The 18,404-nt window shown below is 63.9% G+C and carries 18 protein-coding genes and 1 riboswitch; of the genes, 14 read left to right on the top strand and 4 right to left on the bottom strand.

What is annotated here, in order from left to right:
• Position 1: 1 nt before the first annotated feature.
• The gene (tolQ, locus tag CLU93_RS04265; protein WP_071078726.1) at positions 2–691 is read right to left on the bottom strand and encodes a protein TolQ; all 690 of its coding nucleotides are present in this window, start codon (positions 689–691) and stop codon (positions 2–4) included.
• Between the two features lie 47 nt (positions 692–738).
• A complete protein-coding gene (gene ybgC / locus CLU93_RS04260; RefSeq protein WP_046682324.1) occupies positions 739–1,140 on the bottom strand; it encodes a tol-pal system-associated acyl-CoA thioesterase in 402 nt (133 codons plus the stop codon).
• A 315-nt stretch (positions 1,141–1,455) separates the two neighbouring features.
• Positions 1,456–1,580, top strand: a riboswitch (ZMP/ZTP riboswitch).
• A gap of 111 nt (positions 1,581–1,691) precedes the next feature.
• Here ybgC and glyA point away from each other — a divergent pair.
• The 11 genes from glyA (at position 1,692) to CLU93_RS04205 (ending at position 14,166) form a co-directional block, all read left to right on the top strand.
• On the top strand, positions 1,692–2,936 hold the full coding sequence (gene glyA / locus CLU93_RS04255) for a serine hydroxymethyltransferase (RefSeq protein ID WP_099760124.1): 1,245 nt from the start codon (positions 1,692–1,694) through the stop codon (positions 2,934–2,936).
• Between the two features lie 143 nt (positions 2,937–3,079).
• Positions 3,080–3,544, top strand: coding sequence for a transcriptional regulator NrdR (gene nrdR, locus CLU93_RS04250; protein ID WP_071078724.1), 465 nt, complete (start codon positions 3,080–3,082; stop codon positions 3,542–3,544).
• Positions 3,545–3,760: 216 nt separating this feature from the next.
• Entirely contained in the window at positions 3,761–4,348 is a 588-nt protein-coding gene (gene pilV, locus CLU93_RS04245; RefSeq protein ID WP_257224877.1) for a type IV pilus modification protein PilV, read from the top strand.
• Positions 4,345–5,313 carry a PilW family protein gene (locus CLU93_RS04240; RefSeq protein WP_099760123.1) on the top strand — a complete coding sequence of 323 codons (969 nt, stop codon included), beginning with the start codon at positions 4,345–4,347 and terminating at the stop codon, positions 5,311–5,313. Before pilV ends, CLU93_RS04240 begins: the two co-directional genes overlap by 4 nt.
• Before the next feature lie 12 nt (positions 5,314–5,325).
• Entirely contained in the window at positions 5,326–5,982 is a 657-nt protein-coding gene (locus CLU93_RS04235; protein WP_257224876.1) for a pilus assembly PilX family protein, read from the top strand.
• A complete protein-coding gene (locus CLU93_RS04230) occupies positions 5,979–9,818 on the top strand; it encodes a pilus assembly protein (RefSeq protein WP_099760121.1) in 3,840 nt (1,279 codons plus the stop codon). The genes CLU93_RS04235 and CLU93_RS04230 overlap by 4 nt, the downstream gene beginning before the upstream one ends.
• Before the next feature lie 60 nt (positions 9,819–9,878).
• Positions 9,879–10,376, top strand: coding sequence for a type IV pilin protein (locus CLU93_RS04225; RefSeq protein WP_099760120.1), 498 nt, complete (start codon positions 9,879–9,881; stop codon positions 10,374–10,376).
• A 3-nt stretch (positions 10,377–10,379) separates the two neighbouring features.
• Complete coding sequence (locus CLU93_RS04220) at positions 10,380–10,949, top strand: GspH/FimT family protein (RefSeq protein ID WP_099760119.1); 570 nt, start codon at positions 10,380–10,382, stop codon at positions 10,947–10,949.
• Between the two features lie 62 nt (positions 10,950–11,011).
• Positions 11,012–12,085 carry a bifunctional diaminohydroxyphosphoribosylaminopyrimidine deaminase/5-amino-6-(5-phosphoribosylamino)uracil reductase RibD gene (gene ribD, locus CLU93_RS04215; protein ID WP_180287974.1) on the top strand — a complete coding sequence of 358 codons (1,074 nt, stop codon included), beginning with the start codon at positions 11,012–11,014 and terminating at the stop codon, positions 12,083–12,085.
• Between the two features lie 30 nt (positions 12,086–12,115).
• Positions 12,116–12,751, top strand: coding sequence for a riboflavin synthase (locus CLU93_RS04210; protein WP_099760117.1), 636 nt, complete (start codon positions 12,116–12,118; stop codon positions 12,749–12,751).
• Between the two features lie 137 nt (positions 12,752–12,888).
• Complete coding sequence (locus tag CLU93_RS04205; protein WP_099760116.1) at positions 12,889–14,166, top strand: hypothetical protein; 1,278 nt, start codon at positions 12,889–12,891, stop codon at positions 14,164–14,166.
• Here CLU93_RS04205 and CLU93_RS04200 read toward each other — a convergent pair.
• A complete protein-coding gene (locus CLU93_RS04200; RefSeq protein WP_099760115.1) occupies positions 14,163–14,588 on the bottom strand; it encodes an OsmC family protein in 426 nt (141 codons plus the stop codon). The two genes, CLU93_RS04205 and CLU93_RS04200, sit on opposite strands and share 4 nt — an antisense overlap.
• A gap of 348 nt (positions 14,589–14,936) precedes the next feature.
• On the opposite strand from CLU93_RS04200, the gene ribBA reads away from it, so the two are divergent.
• The 3 genes from ribBA to nusB all read left to right on the top strand — a co-directional run bounded on the left by ribBA (position 14,937) and on the right by nusB (position 17,270).
• On the top strand, positions 14,937–16,052 hold the full coding sequence (gene ribBA / locus CLU93_RS04195; RefSeq protein ID WP_071078715.1) for a bifunctional 3,4-dihydroxy-2-butanone-4-phosphate synthase/GTP cyclohydrolase II: 1,116 nt from the start codon (positions 14,937–14,939) through the stop codon (positions 16,050–16,052).
• Between the two features lie 62 nt (positions 16,053–16,114).
• Positions 16,115–16,597, top strand: a complete 483-nt coding sequence (gene ribH / locus CLU93_RS04190; RefSeq protein ID WP_099760114.1) for a 6,7-dimethyl-8-ribityllumazine synthase — start codon at positions 16,115–16,117, stop codon at positions 16,595–16,597.
• A gap of 202 nt (positions 16,598–16,799) precedes the next feature.
• Entirely contained in the window at positions 16,800–17,270 is a 471-nt protein-coding gene (gene nusB, locus CLU93_RS04185; protein ID WP_071078713.1) for a transcription antitermination factor NusB, read from the top strand.
• Between the two features lie 121 nt (positions 17,271–17,391).
• Here nusB and CLU93_RS04180 read toward each other — a convergent pair whose 3' ends face one another.
• A complete protein-coding gene (locus CLU93_RS04180) occupies positions 17,392–18,315 on the bottom strand; it encodes a lytic transglycosylase domain-containing protein (protein WP_165829343.1) in 924 nt (307 codons plus the stop codon).
• Positions 18,316–18,404 lie beyond the last annotated feature (89 nt).

The raw sequence follows: 18,404 nt of genomic DNA, 5'->3' as shown, positions 1-18,404 counted from the left end.
TTTAGCGCGACTGGCGCTGCAAGATGTTGGAGAATTCCTCGACGAAGCTCTCGAAGCGGATCGCCAGGCGGTCGATGTCATGCGAAAAGCGGTTGTAGGCGACGACGGCGGGAATGGCCGCGAACAGGCCGATGGCGGTGGCGATGAGCGCTTCGGCAATGCCGGGCGCGACGGCGGCCAGGGTGGCTTGCTGCACGTTGGCCAGGCCGCGGAAGGCGTTCATGATGCCCCAGACGGTACCGAGCAAGCCGATGTAGGGCGAGACGGAGCCGACGGAGGCGAGGAAGGCCAGGTGCGATTCGAGTACGTCCATTTCACGCTGGAAGGCGGCGCGCATGGCGCGGCGTGCGCCGTCGAGCACGGCGCCCACGTCCAGCGCTTCGCGCGAACCGTACGATGCCTTGCCCTTGATGAATTCGCCCATGCCGGCGTCAAAAATGCGCGCCAGCGCGCCGCTCTGGTCGCGGTTGCCACTGGCGCTTTGATGCAGCGCATGCAGGTTGCCGCCGGCCCAGAAGCTGCGTTCAAATTCGATGGTTTGCTTGCGCGCCTGGCGCACGGCAAACATCTTGCGGAAAATGTAAGTCCAGCTGGTCAGGGAAATCAGCAGCAGCAGGGCCATGATCAGTTGCACGATCAAATGGGCATTGGAGATGAGCGCGAGGAAAGAAAGATCTTGTGTAACGTTCATTGGCTGGCAGTCTGTTGGGTGAATTGTCCGGGGGGTGGCGGTAGGGCTCAGGCAGCGCGCATGCGGGCCGCCACTGCATCAGGCACGGCGCGCGGGCGCAATGCCGAGTCGACGCAGCCGATCTTGACGCGGGCCGTGTTCAGCAGGCGGTCGCCGCACCAGGCTTGTTGCAGGAAAACGATGGAGGCGCGCCCCATTTTTTCTATGCTTAAGGTTAATCTTACCGTGTCATCGAGCCTGGCTGGCGCATGATAGTCGGCGTTGACGCTTTTGACAACGAACATCGCGTCGTGTTGTTCCAGCAATTCCTGCTGGCCCACGTCGATGGCGCGCAGCCATTCGGTACGCGCGCGTTCGAAGAATTTCAGGTAATTTGCGTAATAGACGATGCCGCCGGCGTCGGTGTCTTCATAGTAGACACGTACGTTCCAGGTAAAGACTGAAGGCATGTTTATTGCGCCAGTAGTGAGATTGAGCAACATTTTACGCGATTTTTCTTCTTGTGACTGTGGGCGCTTGCTGGAAAGCCATGCAAAAGCTGCATATAAGTTGCACCGCAGCATTGTAAATCTGGGGGGCGCAATGGCAAGCTTCGTAACATACGCTTACATGCCGCAGCCAGGTTTACGTTCAGCTTAAGAGCCGCAGCCATGCTGCGGGGCGGCCTGTGGCCATGCCCGGGCTGCGATGGTGCGCCGCGATTATAGCTGCACGGTTGCATTCCTTGCTCAATTTGGGCACTTAACTTACAATTTGATTTCCATTACGTCTCACGTGACTGGCGAAAAGTCGGGCGATCTCCCTGGATGGCGATCGGCAAACCGGCGAAAGGTGGGCACCCACCGGGAAACGTGAGATTTTTCATCAGCCGTTCGCCTGGGTAGCCACTATGGAAAAGCACGAAGAGGCTGCCTGTCCAATGTTGTTATTCACTTAACGCCGGCTCCCCTCATTCGATCCAACCTGCCAGTACAAGCACCCTCATACTTGGAGTTTTTACATGTTTGCAAAAGATGACACCCTCGCCAACGTCGATCCTGAATTGTTCGCCGTCATTCAAAAAGAGAACACGCGCCAGCACGACCACATCGAACTGATCGCGTCGGAGAACTACACCTCGCCAGCCGTAATGGAAGCGCAAGGCTCGCAGCTGACGAATAAATATGCCGAAGGTTATCCAGGCAAACGTTACTACGGTGGCTGCGAATACGTCGATGTGGCCGAGCAACTGGCCATCGACCGTGTGAAACAGCTGTTCGGCGCCGAATGCGCGAACGTGCAGCCGAATTCCGGCTCGCAGGCGAACCAGGGCGTGTTCTTTGCCGTGCTGAAACCAGGCGACCTGATCATGGGTATGTCGCTGGCCGAAGGCGGCCACCTGACCCACGGCATGCCGCTGAACATGTCCGGCAAGTGGTTCGACGTCGTGTCGTATGGCTTGACTGCGGAAGAAGACATCGATTACGAGGCAATGGAACGTCTGGCCCGCGAACGCAAGCCAAAGCTGATCATCGCCGGCGCGTCGGCGTTCTCGAAAAAGATCGACTTCGAGCGTTTCGGCAAGATCGCCAAGGAAGTGGGCGCCTACTTCATGGTCGACATGGCCCACTACGCCGGCCTGATCGCCGCCGGCCTGTACCCGAACCCGGTGCCATTCGCCGACTTCGTTACCTCGACCACGCACAAATCGTTGCGCGGCCCCCGTGGCGGCATCATCCTGATGAAGGCCGAACACGAAAAAGCCATCAACTCGGCCATCTTCCCCGGTATCCAGGGCGGCCCGCTGATGCACGTGATCGCCGGCAAGGCCGTCGCCTTCAAGGAAGCGCTGAGCCCTGAATTCGTCGAATATCAGAAGCAAGTGGTCAAGAACGCCGACGTGCTGGCGAAAACCCTGATCAAGCGCGGCTTGCGCATCGTTTCCGGCGGCACCGAATCGCACGTCATGCTGGTCGACCTGCGCGCCAAGAACCTGACGGGCAAGGAAGCCGAAGCCATCCTCGGTTCCGCGCACATCACCTGCAACAAGAACGGCATCCCGAACGACCCGCAAAAACCTTTCGTTACCTCGGGCATCCGCCTGGGCAGCCCGGCGATGACGACGCGCGGTTTCAAGGAAGCACAAGCGGAAGAAGTGGGCAACCTGATCGCTGACGTGCTGGACAATCCGCATGACGCCGCCACCATCGAGCGCGTGAAAGCGGCCGTGAAAGTGCTGGCCGACGCGCATCCAGTGTACGCATAATTATTTGTCCAGAATGTGTCATACAGAGTAAGATTCTGTATGACACATTCCTTCGTGCCCAAGGGCGTCCGGAGTGATTCGGGCGCCCTTTGTACAAGGGCGGCGATTTCCCGTAATTATTACTATAAAGTTGTAGCCAGCCCATGAAATGTCCATTTTGCCAGCACGGCGACACCCAGGTTCTCGATACGCGCGTATCGGAGGAAGGGGATGCCATTCGGCGCCGCCGCCGCTGCGGCAAATGCGACAAGCGTTTTACCACCTACGAGCGCATTGAACTTATCATGCCGGCCGTCGTCAAAAAGAATGGCAGCCGGACGGAGTTCGCTGCGGATAAGTTGCGCGGCAGTTTGATGCTGGCCTTGCGCAAGCGTCCCGTCGCGGCCGCCTCCGTGGATACGGCCATCGCCTCCATCCAGGAAAAATTGCTGACCAGCGGCTTGCGCGAAGTCGATTCCGGCTATATCGGCGAGCTCGTCATGCAAGAACTCAAGCGCCTCGACAAGATCGCCTACATCCGCTTCGCCTCCGTCTACAAGAATTTCGAAGACCTGGCCGAGTTCCAGGATGCGATCGCCGAAGTGGGCCAGGCGCGCAGCAAGCCCTGACGCTCACCTATTGAAAACTTGAAAACGGGGCCGGTTCTGCGCCCCGTGTGCACCACGCCAGCGTTCGCCTGGCAAGCGGTCTGATCAATCCCTACGCTGTTCTTCTCACCTTATCGCCGTGCTGTTTGCGCCAGCGCAGACCCGTTTTTTTGCGCGCGCCTATCGTGTAGCTGGGCCGCCTGTTCTTGCGACTCTGTCTGCGGAAGGGAGTAGCGTATGCGCAATGGCGGTCGCACGATGTTTCCTGCGGGTGGCAGCAGCCTCGTCGAGGTGCTGGTGTCGCTGCTGCTGTTGGCGCTGGGCTTGCTGGGCGCCAGCATCCTGCAACTGCATTCCCTGCGCGCGCGCCACGAGTCGGCGCTATTGTCGGCAGGCGTGCAACTGGCCGCCGGCATGGCCGAGCGCATGCGCGCGAACAGCGTACTCATGAATGGCCCCGATACGGGCAATCCCTACCTGAACGTGGCCTACGCGGCGGCGGACGACGCGGAAGCCGGCGGTGGCGTGCCCGACTGCCTCGGTGCTGCCGCCTGCAGCGCGGCCGAACTGGCGCAATTCGACATCGCCGAATGGAAACAGCAACTGCATGCGGCCTTGCCCGGCGCGCGCCTGCATATCTGCCGCGACGCGCCTGCATGGGATGCCGCCGCCCAGGGCTTGCCGTGGGCGTGCAACGGCGGCAAGGGCGCGCCCATCGTCATCAAGCTGGGCTGGCGCGGCCGACAGCCCGATGGCTCGCCGGCCTTGAATGCGGCAGGCGAGTCGCTGCCCAGGCTGGCATTCCAGCTGGGAGGCGGCGCATGAACACGGTCTTGCGCTGGCATCGCGGCATGAGCCTCGTCGAATTGCTGGTGGCCCTGTCGCTGGGCGCGCTGCTGATGCTGGCGGCCAGTAGCGTGCTGCTGGCGGCCAGCGGCAGTTATGGCGACCAGTCCGCCAGCGCGCGCCTGGATGATAACGGCCGCTATGCGCTCGACACCATCGCCCGCGCCGTGCGCCAGACGGCGTATGTCAATTGGGACAGTAGCGCCGCGCCCGTCGCTCATGCCGCGTATGACAGCGCGAATATCGCGGGGCTCGACGCGCACAGCCTGGGCAAGAACAGCGAGGGCATCAGCGGCGCGTTGCCCGGCGCCCTGCATGGCAGCGACGTGCTGGCCCTGCGCTATTACGGTGCCGGCAAGGAGGAGGGTGGCGACGGTTCCGTGCTCAATTGCGCCGGCTTCGGCGTGGGCGCCGCGCAAACGCAGGCGCAGCGGGGCTGGAGCATTTTCTATGTGGCCCAGGGCGCCGATGGCGAAGGCGAACTGCGCTGCAAATACCGTGGCGCGAACGGCTGGGGTGCGGACGCCATCATCCGCGGCGTCGACGGTTTCCAGGTGCTGTATGGCCTCGACACGGATACGCCACCCGACGGCGTGGCGAACCGCTATGTCAACGCCAGCGCGCTCGACGCCTACGATGCGGCGCTGGTGCTGGTGGGTGCGGATGCGGCCGCGCGCCAGCGCGATTTGCACCGCCGCACACATTGGAAGCGCGTGGCCGGCGTGCGCGTGGCGCTGCTGTTGCATGGCGAGGCGGGCCAGGCGGACAAGATGGCGGAACTGGGGCCGGCGCAGTTCGACCTGTTCGGCAAAGCATATGCCGAGGCGCACGGCGCTGGCGACACGGGCGTGCGCATCGCGCGCACGGCCTTGCCCATAGCAACGCGCTCGCGGCTGCGACAACTGGTGCAGACAAGCATCATGCTGCGCAACGGGCCGGCCTAGGCGGGCGGCGCGATGGCGGGCGCGAGCGGGCGCTGTTGCGAACCTTGGTGCGCAGCTCGTGTACGTCATGGTGGCGCCACCCTCGTGTATGTGCTGTGCCTGCTGGTGATCATCTTGCTGCTGGGCATATCGGCGGCGCAGATGGCCTTGCAGGGCGAAAAGGCGGCACGTGGCGAGCGCGACCGGCAGATCGCGTTTCAGGCGGCGGAGGAGGCATTGGTGGATGCGCAAAACGATATCGAAGGCTTGCCCGGCGCGCCGGGGCGTAGCAGCCTCTTCGCACCAGGCAGCGCGGCCGGGTTCGCGGACGGCTGTGGCGAGGCAGGCGCACTGGGCCTGTGCCTGCCCGCAGCGCCGGAGGCGCCGGCGCTCTGGCTAAGTACGGACCTCGATGGCGCCGAAGGGAGCAGCCGCACGGTGCCATATGGCCAGTTCACGGGCGCCGTCATGCAGACGGGGCAGGGTTTCCTGCCATCGCGCCGGCCCCGCTACCTGATCGAACTGCTGCCGTTCCACCCGCCCGGCGCGCAGGCGGCGGCAGTGGCTGGCGGACTGGCCACGGAAAGCTATGTGTACCGCATCACGGCCATCGGTTTTGGCGCGCAGGAAAGCACGCAAGTCGTGCTGCAAAGCTACTATCGCAAAGAGGCGGCGGGAGCGGGGCCATGAGGGCTTGCTCATTCGCTTTGTGGTCCGTCTGCCTGACGCTGCTGGCTTGCCTGGCTTGTGGTGCCGTCGCGGCCCAGCCGACGGTGGCGCTGGCGCGGGCCGACGCGGGCTTGCACGGCGCCAGGGTGCCGCCGAATCTGCTGCTCAACCTGTCCCTCACGCATGCGGCAGCCGCTGCCGCACATGGCGGCGACTATGCGCCGCAGCGCGAGTACCTGGGGTACTTCCATGCGCGCATGTGCTACAGCTATCCGTACCGCAGCAAGGATGGCGTCATGCAGCCCGATTTGCGCGTGGCGACCGCTTATTTCTCCGTGTTGAAACGGGCCGATGCGCTGCACGGCTGCGGCGGCGATAGTTTCAGTGGCAACTTTCTGAACTGGGCCAGCGCCAGCATGCTCGATATCGTCCGCTATGCGCTGACGGGCGGCGACCGGGTCATCGACGAAGTGCGCAAGACGGTGCTGCAGCGTGCCTGGCTGCCCGATGCCGACAGCCCCATCGACTTCTTTGCCCACCCTGTCTTTTTCCCGCGCAAGGTCTTGCAGGCTGGCGTGGCGGCGGCGACGCCGTTTGCGCTGGCGCAACTGGCTATCGTTTCCTGCCGCAACCGCCTGCTGTTCGGCGACGCCAGCTTGCCCCCGGGCGGCAGTTGCAACGCGCCCGGCACTGCCGCCACGCACGGTGTGTTCCTCGCCCGCGTGCGCGTCTGCGACACGCAAGAAGGGCCGCTGCGCGACGATTTATGCCTGGCATATGGCAAGCACTACAAGCCGGTGGGCGCCGTGCAGCGCCATGGCGGCAGGGTGCGCGTGGGCGTGTTTGGTCACTTGAACGGCGTGAGCGCCAGCGCCGGCACCGTGTATGGCGGCGTGCTGCGCGCGCCGCTGGCCCATGTGGGACGGCAGCGCTGGGCGGCGCCCGACTATATGCCGCAAGACAATGCCGACGCCGAATGGAATCGAGCCACTGGCGTCTATAGCTCTCAAGCTGCGGGCTCTGGCGGCGGGGTGACCGCTTACATCAATGGCCTGGGCCGCAGCAACGCCGGACATCCCGGTGCGTACGCCAGGGCGGCGCCGCTGGCCGAATTGCTGTACGAATCGCTGCGCTACCTGCAGGGAAGGCAGGCGAGCGCCCCGGTGCCGCCTGCCACGGCCCCGCCCGCCATCGACGATGGCTTGCCGGTCGTGACCGCATGGAGCGACCCGCAAACGGCCAGTTGCCAGCGCCACAGCATCGTCAGCCTCGGCGATGCGGGCATGGAGGGCGACCGCTACGTGCCCGGCAATGTCCCACTAACTCCCGCATCCAACGGCGACCTTGTCCGCGCCGCCGATGGTTTTGCGTCGCCGCCATTTGATGCGATGGCCTGGACGCACGCGGTGGGCAGCCTGGAAAGCGGCGGCACGCCCGGCAATCCCGCGCCACGGCCCGACCTGGCGGCGCTGGAATGGCTGTCCGACGGGGCGGGCGGTGCCAGCTACCATGCGGCAGGGCTGGCCTACTGGTCGCATGTGCAGCCACTGCGTCCTGGCGGCAAGAACGACAGCGTCGCAAAGGTCGAGCACTATGCGGGCGACTTGCGCCAGGGCGACCCGGCTGCCTCTCCTGCCACTAGGCCCTTGTTGCTGGCGGCCAAATATGGCGGTTTTATCGATGCGAATGGCGACGCCAACCCGTTCAAGAGTGCAACGGGCAGCGCGCTGGAGGAGTGGAGCGTGGATGGCCGCTGGCCCGCCCATTACTTGCCCGGCAGCGACCCGGCTGCCCTGATCGCGGGACTGCGCGCAGCCTTTGCTGCCGCCGACAAGGCTACCTTGCCGGCGGCGCTTGCCGGGCCGGCCCTGATGGCGCTGGCCAGCGGCACGGAAGAGGCATACTGGTTCCAGACGCAGCTGCGCCTGGCCGATGGCAGCATGAGTTTGTCGCGCACCGCGTTTGCCGTGGGCGCCGATGGCGCACTGCTTCCCGGCAAGCCATGGTGGCGCGCCGGCGGGCTGGACAAGGTGGCACCGGATGGAACGCCCGCGTCCTTGCGTCCCGTCTACACGCTCGACGCGAAGGGCGCCCTGATGCCGCTGGCCTGGACGCGGCTCGATGCGGAGCAGCGCAGTGCCTTCAACGGCGGCGATGGACAAGGGGAGGTGCGCCTGGCGTACCTGCTGGGCCAGCGCACGCACGAGGTGGGCCAGCCGGGCGGCTTCCTGCGGCGCAGGTCAGGCAGCCTGGGGGCGGCACCCTACGGCAATCTGCTGTACGTGGGTGCGCCGCGGCTGGGCATGCCGGGCACCGGTTATGGCTTGCACCGCCAGGCGCTGCTGCAGCGGCGCAGAATGTTGTATGTGGGCGCCAACGATGGCTTGCTGCACGCCTTTGATGCGCGCACGGGCAGCGAAGTGTTTGCCTATCTGCCGCAGGCGCTGCTGCACGCGGCGGCAGACGCTGCGAGCACTCACTACAGCCCTGGCCCGCTGCTCGATGGCGCGGCGGCCACGGCGGAAGTGCTGGCGCTGGGACGCTGGAAGACGGTGTTGGTGTCGGCCATGGGTGGCGGGGCGCAGGGCGTGTTTGCGCTCGACATCACCGACCCGGCGCGCTTCGCGCAGGACGGGGCGCTGTGGGAGTTTACCGATCGCGACGACAGGCTGATGGGCAACGTGCGCGCCCCGCCATCCTTCGCCCGCATCAACATGGGCGGCAAGGAGGGCGCTGTGGCCTACCGCGATTTTGCCATCGTTGCCAGCGGCTACAACAACCATGTGAATGACGGCAAGGAGACGACGGCGCCCGCAGCGGCCGCCGCCATGTTCCTGCTGGCGCTGGACAAGGCGCCTGGCACACCCTGGCTGTTGGGAAGTAATTACTTCCGGCTCAAGGTGCCCGTGGCCAGCGGTGGCGGTGGCCACGAAACTGATGAGGACGCCGATGCCGCCCTCCACGCGCTGGGGCCGCCCGCCGTGGTGCCGGGCGGCGATGGCGCACTGGCGTATCTGTATGCGGGCGATTTGCAGGGCAATATCTGGCGTCTCGGCATGGCCGGCGGGCCGCCGTGGAAGGAGGGCCAGGGGCGCAAGCTGGTCTTTGTCGCGCGCGACGCGCAGGGGCGGCGCCAGCCCGTGACGCAGCAACCGAGCGTGGCGTACGCGCCCGGTGGCGGCTATGTGCTGCTGTTCGGCACGGGCAAGCTGGTCGAAACGGCCGATACCTGGCCTGCCGCCTTTCTGTCCCAGTCGTTTTATGCCGTGCACGATGATTTGCGGGAAACATCCCCCACGCGCAGCCGGGCCGACCTGGAGCCGCGCAGCTTGGGCGAGGCGGTGGGCGGCGTGCGCGTCGACGGCGCGGAGCTGCGCTATACGGGCAGCGAGGCCATGCGCGGCTGGTACCTCGATTTTCTCCATACGGCGCAGACGGGCGAACGCAGCATCAATAGTCCCGTGCTGGCCGCCGGCAAGGTGCTGTTCAATACCGTCCTTCCCGGGCGCGATCCCTGCAGCAAGCCGGCCACACGCCTGTACGTGCTTGATGTGCTGAGCGGCTTTGCCGCCGATGGTGCCGGCGTCGTGCAGGCGGGCGCGCAGACGGGGCGCTTGTTCGATGGCCTGGCGCGCGCGCCGCCGCTGACGCTGGAGTTGAACAGCACGGTGGGCGCCGCGACGGCGGCAGGGCGGGCCGAGGGGCGCAAGGAATTGGCCGTGCTGCAACCTGGCTTGCCCGGTGCGGCCAGCGGGACGGTGCTCAAGGTCGTCAGCGCGCCGCTGCCAGCGCGGCGCCTGAGCTGGCGCGAAGTGGCGAACTGGCGCGAATTGCACGAGGCGGCCAAGAAGAAATAGGCGTGGGCATGGCATGCGCATCGTATCGGCTGGCGCTTTTTTGGGAAGAGGGGAGGTCGCATGGAAGTGGCAAGCCGGAATTGGGTCGCCGCAAACGGTGGCGCTTCTGCTGCCAACGCGCCGGGCTTCAGCCTGATCGAACTGCTGTCCGTGCTGGCGATCATGAGCCTGCTGCTGGCGCTGGCCGTACCCGCTTATCACGGCCATGTCGTGCGCGCCAAGCGGGTGCAGGGGCAGGCGACCCTGCTGCGGCTGATGCAGCAGCAGGAACGTTATTATTCGCAAAACAATCATTACCTGGCTTTTTCCTCGGCCTCGCCGGCGCCGCAGGTGCAAGCGTTTCCGTGGTGGTCCGGCGAAGGGCCGGTTGCCAGCGCGTATGAAATCGAGGCGCTGGCCTGTCCCGGTATGGCGATAGGGCAATGCGTGCTGTTGCGGGCCATGCCGGGCACGTCCAAGGTCGATGCGCAATTCCAGGATGCCGATTGTGGTGTCCTGTCCTTGAGCAGCACGGGCCAGCGCGGCAGCAGCGGCCCCGCCAGCCGTTGCTGGCCCTAAGTCATGAGCACGCGCAAGCACCCGCGCCGGACAGGGCACACCTTGCTCGAATTGCTGGCCGTGCTGGCAATCGCCGCGCTGCTGACGGCCGCCGCCATGCCCAGCCTGCAGCAGTTGCTGGCGCGCCAGCAGGTGCGCGCGGCGGCCACGGACTTGTTCTCGGCCATCGAATTGACGCGGGCGCAGGCGATGGCGCGGGGACAGCGCGTGCTGCTGATGCCGGCCGGGCCTGGTGGCACGGACTGGGGCACGGGCTGGCTGGCATTCATCGACCGCAATGCCAACCTGGCGTTCGATGACGGCGACGAATTGCTGTTGCGCCAGGGACCGCTGCCGGCGGGCATTGCGGCCCAGTTTGCGTTTTCCTCGGCCACGGCGCCGTTTTATATCGCCTACAATGGCGCAGGACGCAGTTGCAGCGCGACCAATAGCCTGGCGGCGCGCTGGGGTACCTTGTCCCTGAATTTGGGAACGCAGGTGCGGCATATTAAAATCAATATGCTGGGCCGGGTGCGCGTGTGCGATCCGCAGCAGCAGGCGACCAATTGTAGCGGCGTGGCCGACAGTTCGTAACCCGACTTATCTATTACTCACTATCAAAGAAGCCCGTGGAAATACTCAACGATATCGATGGCATGCGCCTGGCGCTGGAATGGGCGGCGCGCGGCTTGTACACGACCTCGCCCAATCCCCGCATCGGCTGCGTGATCGTCCGGGATGGCCAGGTGATCGGCGCTGGCGTGACGCAGGCGGCGGGGCAGGATCATGCCGAGGTGCAAGCGCTGGCGAATGCGGCGGCGCGCGGCAACGACGTGCGCGGCGCCACTGCGTACGTCACGCTGGAGCCGTGCAACCACCATGGCCGCACGCCGCCCTGTTCCGATGCGCTCGTGCGCGCGGGGCTGGGGCGCGTCGTGGCCGCCATGACGGACCCGAATCCGCTGGTGGCGGGGCAGGGGCTGGCCAAGCTGGAAGCGGCCGGCATCGCCGTCAGCACGGGCGTGCTGGCTGACGAGGCATATGAAATGAATATCGGCTTCTTTTCGCGCATGCAGCGCGGCAAGCCGTGGGTGCGCATGAAAACGGCGGCCAGCCTGGACGGCATGACTGCCTTGCACAATGGACAAAGCCAGTGGATCACGGGACCGGAGGCGCGTGCCGACGGCCATGCCTGGCGCGCGCGCGCCTGTGCCATCCTGACGGGCATCGGCACGGTCAAGGCGGACGATCCGCAATTGAACGTGCGCGCCGTCGAGACGCCACGCCAGCCGCGCCGCATCGTCGTCGACAGCCGGCTCGACATCAGCCTCGATGCGCGCATCTTGCAAGGCGGCGGCACGTGGATCGTGGCGGCCGTCGCCAACCCCGAGAAAGAGGCGCAGCTGCATGCCCTGGGCGCGGAAGTCATCGTGTTGCCGAACGGGGACGGCAAGGTCGACCTGGCCGCGCTGATGCTGGAACTGGGACGCCGGCAAATCAATGAAGTCCACGTCGAGGCCGGCGCCAAACTGAACGGCTCGCTGATCCGCGAAGGCTGCGTCGACGAGCTGCTGGTCTACCTGGCGCCCACCTTGCTGGGCGATGCGCAAGGCATGTTTGCCTTGCCTGCCTTGACGGATCTCAAACAGCAGCGCACTTTGCAGTTTCACCAGGTTCAGCAAGTGGGCGAGGATTTGCGTATCCTTGCAAGATTCGCGCAGCGCAATTAATACACTCACACTTTTTATAAGGTTAGCTCCATGTTTACAGGAATTGTTGCCGCCATTGGCAAGATTGAAACCGTGCAAGCACTCGACGGCGGCCTCGATGCCGGCGTGCGCCTGACCATCCATGCGGGCGGCTTGCCGCTGGCCGACGTGGCCCTGGGCGATTCGATCGCCATCAATGGCGCTTGTATGACGGTGGTGGAAAAGTCGGACACGGGCTTTGCCGTCGATGTCTCGCGCGAAAGCCTCAATTGCACCGTGGGTCTCGATACGACCACGGAAGTGAACCTGGAAAAAGCCCTGACCCTGGCCGAGCGCCTGGGTGGCCATCTGGTGTCCGGCCACGTCGACGGCCTGGGCATCGTGCGCAAATTCGAAGCCGTGGGCGAATCGTGGGAGCTGGTCATCGAAGCGCCGCATGAACTGGCGAAATACCTGGCCTTCAAAGGTTCCGTCGTCGTCAACGGCGTGTCCCTGACCGTCAACCGCGTGGAAGACCTGGGCGTGGGTGCCGTCAATGGCTGCCGCTTCTCGATCAACCTGATTCCGCACACTATCGCCATGACGACCCTGAAGCACCTGACGGTCGATGGCAAGGTCAACCTGGAAATCGACCTGATCGCCCGCTATGTCGAGCGCATGCTGTCGCTGGACAAGGCCGCCGCCTGAAACAAGAACTGAATACCGGAACTGAACACAGCAACGGAACACAGCAACACCCCCGCCGGCCTTCGCATCTTGCCAAGCGTGTGTTGCTTTTCTTGCAGACGCGCATACTATGAAGCTTTCTGCAGTGGAGGCTAGCCATGGACCCGATTTCGCGCGCAACCGTGCCCAATGTCATACCGGCGACGCCCCGCGTGGGCGCAACGGCACCGCTGGCGCCGGCGCTGCCCGTGCCGTCGTCCAGCGCGGCGGCGGCCCTTGCCGCTCTGTCATCGACCCAGGTCGACCTCTCTCCGTTGGGGCAGTTCTTGTCCGGCGTGGCCTTGTCGCGCCGGCAACTGCTGGCCTTGCAGGGCGTCGCAGAGCAGGCCGGCACGGCAAATACCCCCGTGAATGTCAATGACGACTTGCTGGCGCTGGCGCGACAGCTGACGGAATCGTTCGCCCAGCTGCAAACGAGCGGCATCGATGCCAGCCAGCTGGCGACGGCGGGCGACACGCCGGGCAGCCTGGCGCAGCGCTACGATTTGCTGTCGGGCGATGGCACCACGGATGCGGCCGCCGCGCTGGCGCAGGACGGTGGCTTGCTCACGCAAGCGCAACTGGCCCGCATCGGCATCGATTTGCGCAATGAAGATGTCGACGCAGCAACTTTGCAAGCCGCATATGCGGCCGACAGTAGCGCCACCCTGGATGCCTTGCAACAGGGAACGGACGTGCTGGTACAGGTGGGCGCCGTGCTGGTCCGGCAGCAGGGCGCGCCGCTGGCGGCCGTGGTCGAAGCGGATTTGGCGGGTGCAGCACTGCCGTCCAGCGCCGTGCAGGCCGCGCAGCCGCAGGCCGTTGATGCGGCACCGCCGCAAACGGCTGCCATTGCACAACGGCAACTGGAACTGCAGCAGCAACTGGAAACGGAAGAGTTGAACCAGGACTTGCAGGAATTGCGGCCTCCGTCGCCGGCAGCCGTCACCATCGATGAGCCGGACTTGCTGCAGGCGCAGCGGGCAGACAGCCTGCGCGTGGATGCCCGGCGCATCGACAGCGAACGCATGAATACCGATCAGCAGGCGCAGCAGGAGGAGGCTGCGGGGGCGATACGGGCGGCGTCCGACCGGGCTCAGTCGCTGGCAGGCGAAGCACAAGTACAAGCCGATGCGGGCCTGGCGACGGCGCAAGCCCAGCTGGCCCAGCAAAATGCCCAGGCGCAAGCGCTGGCCGCGCAAAATGCGGGCATGGCCGTGCCGCCGCCCTCGTCGCAAGACCCATCCGTGGCGGCGGCCATCGCCGCGTATAACCTGAACAATGCAGCGCTGAATCCGGGTTTGATGAACCGGCCATTGCCGGCCAGCGACTCGCGCCTGCCGCTGGTGGCGCCCGTCGCTGCCGTGGAGCCCGTCAAGCCCGTGACGAAAATTTAAGGCAGCAGGGTAGCGTCCAGGGTAATGTTGGCTTTAAGTAACTTCGACACGGGGCAGCCGGCCTTGGCCTTGCCCGTCAATTCCTCGAATTTAGTCTGGTCGGCGCCCGGTATCTTTGCTTTCAGGGTCAGGTGGACGGCCGTGATGGCAAAGCCGTCGTCCACCTTGTCGAGAGTCACTTCGGCCGTCGTTTCCATCTTTTCCGCCGTCAGGCCCGCTTCGCCGAGGATCAGCGACAGGGCCATGGTGAAGCAGCCCGCGTGGGCGGCTCCGATCAATTCTTCGGGATTGGTGCCGGGCTTGCCTTCGAAGCGGCTGGCAAAGCCGTAGGGATATTCCTGCAAGGCGCCGCTGCGCGTGCTGATGGCGCCCTTGCCGTCCTTGATGCCGCCTGACCAGATGGCCGATCCGTTGGTTTTCATGTTGCCGCTCCTGTGTGAGGTGTCGCTGCGAGTGGGGTGTCAGCGCCGTGGCGGTGACCGGCTGATCTTATGCTCTTCGCAAGGCCGGCGGCGCGCGTCTTGCCGCCTCCGTGTGCGCTGGATCGAGGAATCGGCGCTTTGTAGGCAAGCTGCGGCATCCGTGCCGCAAAGCTGTCTTATTTCAGGTCTGCAAGCGCTAAATCCATTAAAATAGCAGGTTATAAGAAAATTCCCGGAAATCCGCGGAGTATTCGCGCTCCATGTTGTAGTTTTTAGTTTCATTAACATAACAACGCTTGGCAAAACCGACACGCAGCAGGTTTTGACCGGCGTCATACGAGGATGAATATGTCTATATCCAGCACCGAAGAGATCGTCGCTGAATTACGCGCCGGCCGCATGGTGATACTGGTCGATGAAGAAGACCGGGAAAATGAAGGCGATCTGGTGCTTGCCGCCGATTTCGTGACGCCTGAAGCCATCAATTTCATGATCACGCATGCGCGTGGCCTGGTCTGCCTGACCCTGACGGAAGAGCGTTGCGACGAGCTGAACCTGTCGATGATGACGTCGCGCAACGGCACCGCCTACGGCACCAATTTTACTGTTTCCATCGAAGCGGCCGAAGGCGTGACGACGGGCATTTCCGCCGCCGACCGCGCCAAGACCATCCAGGTGGCCGTGGCCAAGGGCACGCAGCCCAGCGATATCGTCCAGCCTGGCCATATCTTCCCGCTGAAAGCGCAAAAAGGCGGCGTGCTGATGCGCGCAGGCCATACGGAAGCCGGTTGCGACTTGACGGCCATGGCCGGCCTGACGCCCGCGTCTGTGATTTGCGAAATCATGAAGGACGACGGCACCATGGCACGCCTGCCTGACTTGCTGGTGTTTGCCGAGCAGCATGGCCTGAAAATCGGCACGATTGCCGACCTGATCCATTACCGCAGCCAGACGGAGTCCCTGGTCGAGCGCGTTGCCGAGCGCACTCTGCACACGGCACACGGCGAATTCCGTTTGATCGCATTCCGCGACAAGCCCAGCGCCTCGGCCCACCTGGCCCTCGTGCATGGCGACCTGGCGCCCGGCCTGGAAGCATTGGTGCGCGTGCACCAGCCCGTTTCCCTGCTGGACGTGCTGGAAAGCGAAGCGACCACCCACTCGTGGACGGTAGCGGCCTCGATGGCGGCCATCAAGCAGTCCGAGCGTGGCGTGATGGTCTTGCTGAACTGCGGCGAGACCTCCAGCGAGCTGTTTGCCCAGTTCGCCGCGCTGGACACGCCGCAAGCCAAGCCGAAAGGCCGTGCCGCCAGCATGGACTTGCGCAGCTATGGCATCGGCGCGCAAATCCTGCGCGACCTGGGCGTGAGCAAGATGCAATTGCTGGCCAGCCCCCGCAAGATGCCGTCGATGGCCGGTTTCGACCTGGAAGTCACGGGTTTTCAGTGCCATCCTGGCCAGCAGTAATTAATCACCTTCAGCGGCCTGGCGCACGGCGCCGCCGCTGATCACTTATAAAGAGGCATATGATGAGCGTAGGAACTTATGAAACCAATTTTGCCGGCGAAGGTTTGCGCGTCGGTATCGTCCAGGCACGATTCAATGAAATCGTCGGTGGTGGCTTGCTGTCGGCATGCCTGGAAGAGTTGAGCAAGCTGGGCGTGGCCGATGAAGATATCCTGCACGTGACCGTGCCGGGCGCCCTGGAAATCCCACTGATTCTGCAAAAAATGGCAGAAACCGAGCAATTCGACGCCCTGATCGCACTGGGCGCCGTGATTCGCGGTGAAACCTATCACTTCGAGCTGGTATCGAACGAATCGGGCGCAGGCATCACGCGCATCGGTCTCGATTACGGCATCCCCATCGCCAACGCAGTGTTGACGACCGAAAACGACGAGCAGGCGGAAGTGCGCATGCTGGTCAAGGGAGCCGAAGCGGCACGCGTGGCAGTGGAAATGGCTAATTTAGCGCAAGCGCTAGAAGAGTTGCAAGAATCCGAGGAGGACTAGCCGTGTAGTGAACGTCCGATAAAACGCCCATAGCTGCGTTGCAAGCCCTCGCCGTACATTCGTACTGTCTTCGGGCTCGCGCCTTGCTCTGAGCATTTTCTCGAACGTTCTGACACGCGGTTGGCTGCGGCGCGTTGAAAAGCGCGCCGTGCTGTCTCGCCGGAATTTGTAGTGAACACGTACTTAAGAACAGGTAACAATCATGACTGAGAAAAATTTGCTCGCCAATCCCAGCAAAAACCGCACGCCGCGTCACCGCGCGCGCGAGTTTGCGCTGCAGGGCTTGTACCAGTGGCTGCTGAACAATGAAGACGCGACCACCGTCGTGAACAATATTCGCGCCGCGCATGGTTTCGACAAGGCCGATGGCGATCATTTCACGGTGCTGCTGTACGGCGCCATCAAGGATTCGCTGGCGCTGCGCGACAGCATGGCACCCTTGATCGACCGCAACATCGCGGAACTATCGCCCATCGAACACGGCATCCTGCTGATCGGCGCGTTCGAGCTGAAGAACAACATGGAAATCCCGTACCGCGTCGTCATCAACGAAGCGGTCGAACTGGCCAAGTCGTTTGGCGGTATCGACGGCCACAAGTATGTGAACGGCGTGCTGGATAAATTGGCAGTGAAATTCCGCGAGGAAGAAGTGGGCGCCAACAAGCGCAAGTAATATAGAGCGTAGTTCCTGCGGCCGCTGCCGCAGGGCAACAAAAAAGCCACCGGCACTTGCGTGCGGTGGCTTTTTCATTGGGTGCAGCTTTTTGGATGCCCCTGTGAGGGCTTTTAAAGGGTCACAGGCCGGCGATCTCGTTGTGGGGCAATACTTTGATGGTGATGCCGCTTTCCGCTACCGCTGCCGGCGCCTTGGCTGGCGCTGGCGTGTTCGATGCCATCACCGGCGTGCTGGTCGGCACGCGCTGACCAGCCGATACTTGCTTCAGGCGGCGGTATTCGGCCAGCACGCGCGAGCCGTAGCCCGAGTCGGTGGCGAAGTTGGCGGCGCCCACATAGGTTTTCAAGCCCGCTTCGACGGAACCGCCACGCGTGACGTAGTCTTTCAGGATCAGCGAGCCGACGCGGATGTTGGCGACCGGGTTCAGGGCTGCTTGCACGCCGCCCATTTCCTGGAAGCGCTCATGGTGCACTTTCGACATGACTTGCATCAAGCCTTGTGCGCCGACCGGGCTTTCCGCGAACGGGTTCAAGCCCGATTCGATGGCCATCACGGCCAGGATCAGCAGCGGATCCAGCTTGATTTCGCGCGCCGTCAGGTACGCCGTCGAGACCAGCATATTGGTCGCATCGTTGGCCACGCGGTAGCGCTTGGAGAGCCAGTTGGTGACCCATTGCTGCTGCTTTTGCGTGCCCAGCAAGGCTTTTTCTTCCTTGGTCAATGGTGCCTCGTTGGCGGCGGCCATTTGCACGGAAGCAGGCGCTTCCATCAGTGCCGACAGGGCCGGCGCTTCAACGGCTTGCGCCTCTGCCATCGGCAGCGGAAACAGGCTGTGCGTCAGTTGCTTGCCCAAGTCGGGGCGGAACATCAGCAGGGCGATCAGTGCCAGGGCGGAAATGCCGAAGACTGTCAGTGTGTGTTGCGCCGTAGTCAATACACCACGTGCCGAAATGGCTTGTGCGCGGGCGCGCAAACGCGCCAACGCTGGCTGGCCAGCCACGGTTGAAGCAGGCAATGCTGCTTCAGTGCTACGATGAGTCATAGAGTTCCCCGAAATGTCGCGTCAACAGGCAGTCCCTCCGCGGTTTCGCGGTGTTGTGGGTACTGCCAATGCCGTGCATCAGAAATATC

Origin of the sequence: Janthinobacterium sp. 35, from assembly GCF_002754575.1 — a bacterium.
Classification (GTDB): Bacteria; Pseudomonadota; Gammaproteobacteria; order Burkholderiales; family Burkholderiaceae_D; genus Janthinobacterium; species Janthinobacterium tructae.
This window is presented reverse-complemented; position numbering and strand designations above follow the sequence as displayed.

Coding starts and splice junctions, on each gene's coding strand:
- tolQ (WP_071078726.1), bottom strand. CDS start 691: ATGAACGTTACACAAGATCTTTCTTTCCTCGCGCTCATCTCCAATGCC.
- ybgC (WP_046682324.1), bottom strand. CDS start 1,140: ATGCCTTCAGTCTTTACCTGGAACGTACGTGTCTACTATGAAGACACC.
- glyA (WP_099760124.1), top strand. CDS start 1,692: ATGTTTGCAAAAGATGACACCCTCGCCAACGTCGATCCTGAATTGTTC.
- nrdR (WP_071078724.1), top strand. CDS start 3,080: ATGAAATGTCCATTTTGCCAGCACGGCGACACCCAGGTTCTCGATACG.
- pilV (WP_257224877.1), top strand. CDS start 3,761: ATGCGCAATGGCGGTCGCACGATGTTTCCTGCGGGTGGCAGCAGCCTC.
- CLU93_RS04240 (WP_099760123.1), top strand. CDS start 4,345: ATGAACACGGTCTTGCGCTGGCATCGCGGCATGAGCCTCGTCGAATTG.
- CLU93_RS04235 (WP_257224876.1), top strand. CDS start 5,326: ATGGCGGGCGCGAGCGGGCGCTGTTGCGAACCTTGGTGCGCAGCTCGT.
- CLU93_RS04230 (WP_099760121.1), top strand. CDS start 5,979: ATGAGGGCTTGCTCATTCGCTTTGTGGTCCGTCTGCCTGACGCTGCTG.
- CLU93_RS04225 (WP_099760120.1), top strand. CDS start 9,879: ATGGAAGTGGCAAGCCGGAATTGGGTCGCCGCAAACGGTGGCGCTTCT.
- CLU93_RS04220 (WP_099760119.1), top strand. CDS start 10,380: ATGAGCACGCGCAAGCACCCGCGCCGGACAGGGCACACCTTGCTCGAA.
- ribD (WP_180287974.1), top strand. CDS start 11,012: ATGCGCCTGGCGCTGGAATGGGCGGCGCGCGGCTTGTACACGACCTCG.
- CLU93_RS04210 (WP_099760117.1), top strand. CDS start 12,116: ATGTTTACAGGAATTGTTGCCGCCATTGGCAAGATTGAAACCGTGCAA.
- CLU93_RS04205 (WP_099760116.1), top strand. CDS start 12,889: ATGGACCCGATTTCGCGCGCAACCGTGCCCAATGTCATACCGGCGACG.
- CLU93_RS04200 (WP_099760115.1), bottom strand. CDS start 14,588: ATGAAAACCAACGGATCGGCCATCTGGTCAGGCGGCATCAAGGACGGC.
- ribBA (WP_071078715.1), top strand. CDS start 14,937: ATGTCTATATCCAGCACCGAAGAGATCGTCGCTGAATTACGCGCCGGC.
- ribH (WP_099760114.1), top strand. CDS start 16,115: ATGAGCGTAGGAACTTATGAAACCAATTTTGCCGGCGAAGGTTTGCGC.
- nusB (WP_071078713.1), top strand. CDS start 16,800: ATGACTGAGAAAAATTTGCTCGCCAATCCCAGCAAAAACCGCACGCCG.
- CLU93_RS04180 (WP_165829343.1), bottom strand. CDS start 18,315: ATGACTCATCGTAGCACTGAAGCAGCATTGCCTGCTTCAACCGTGGCT.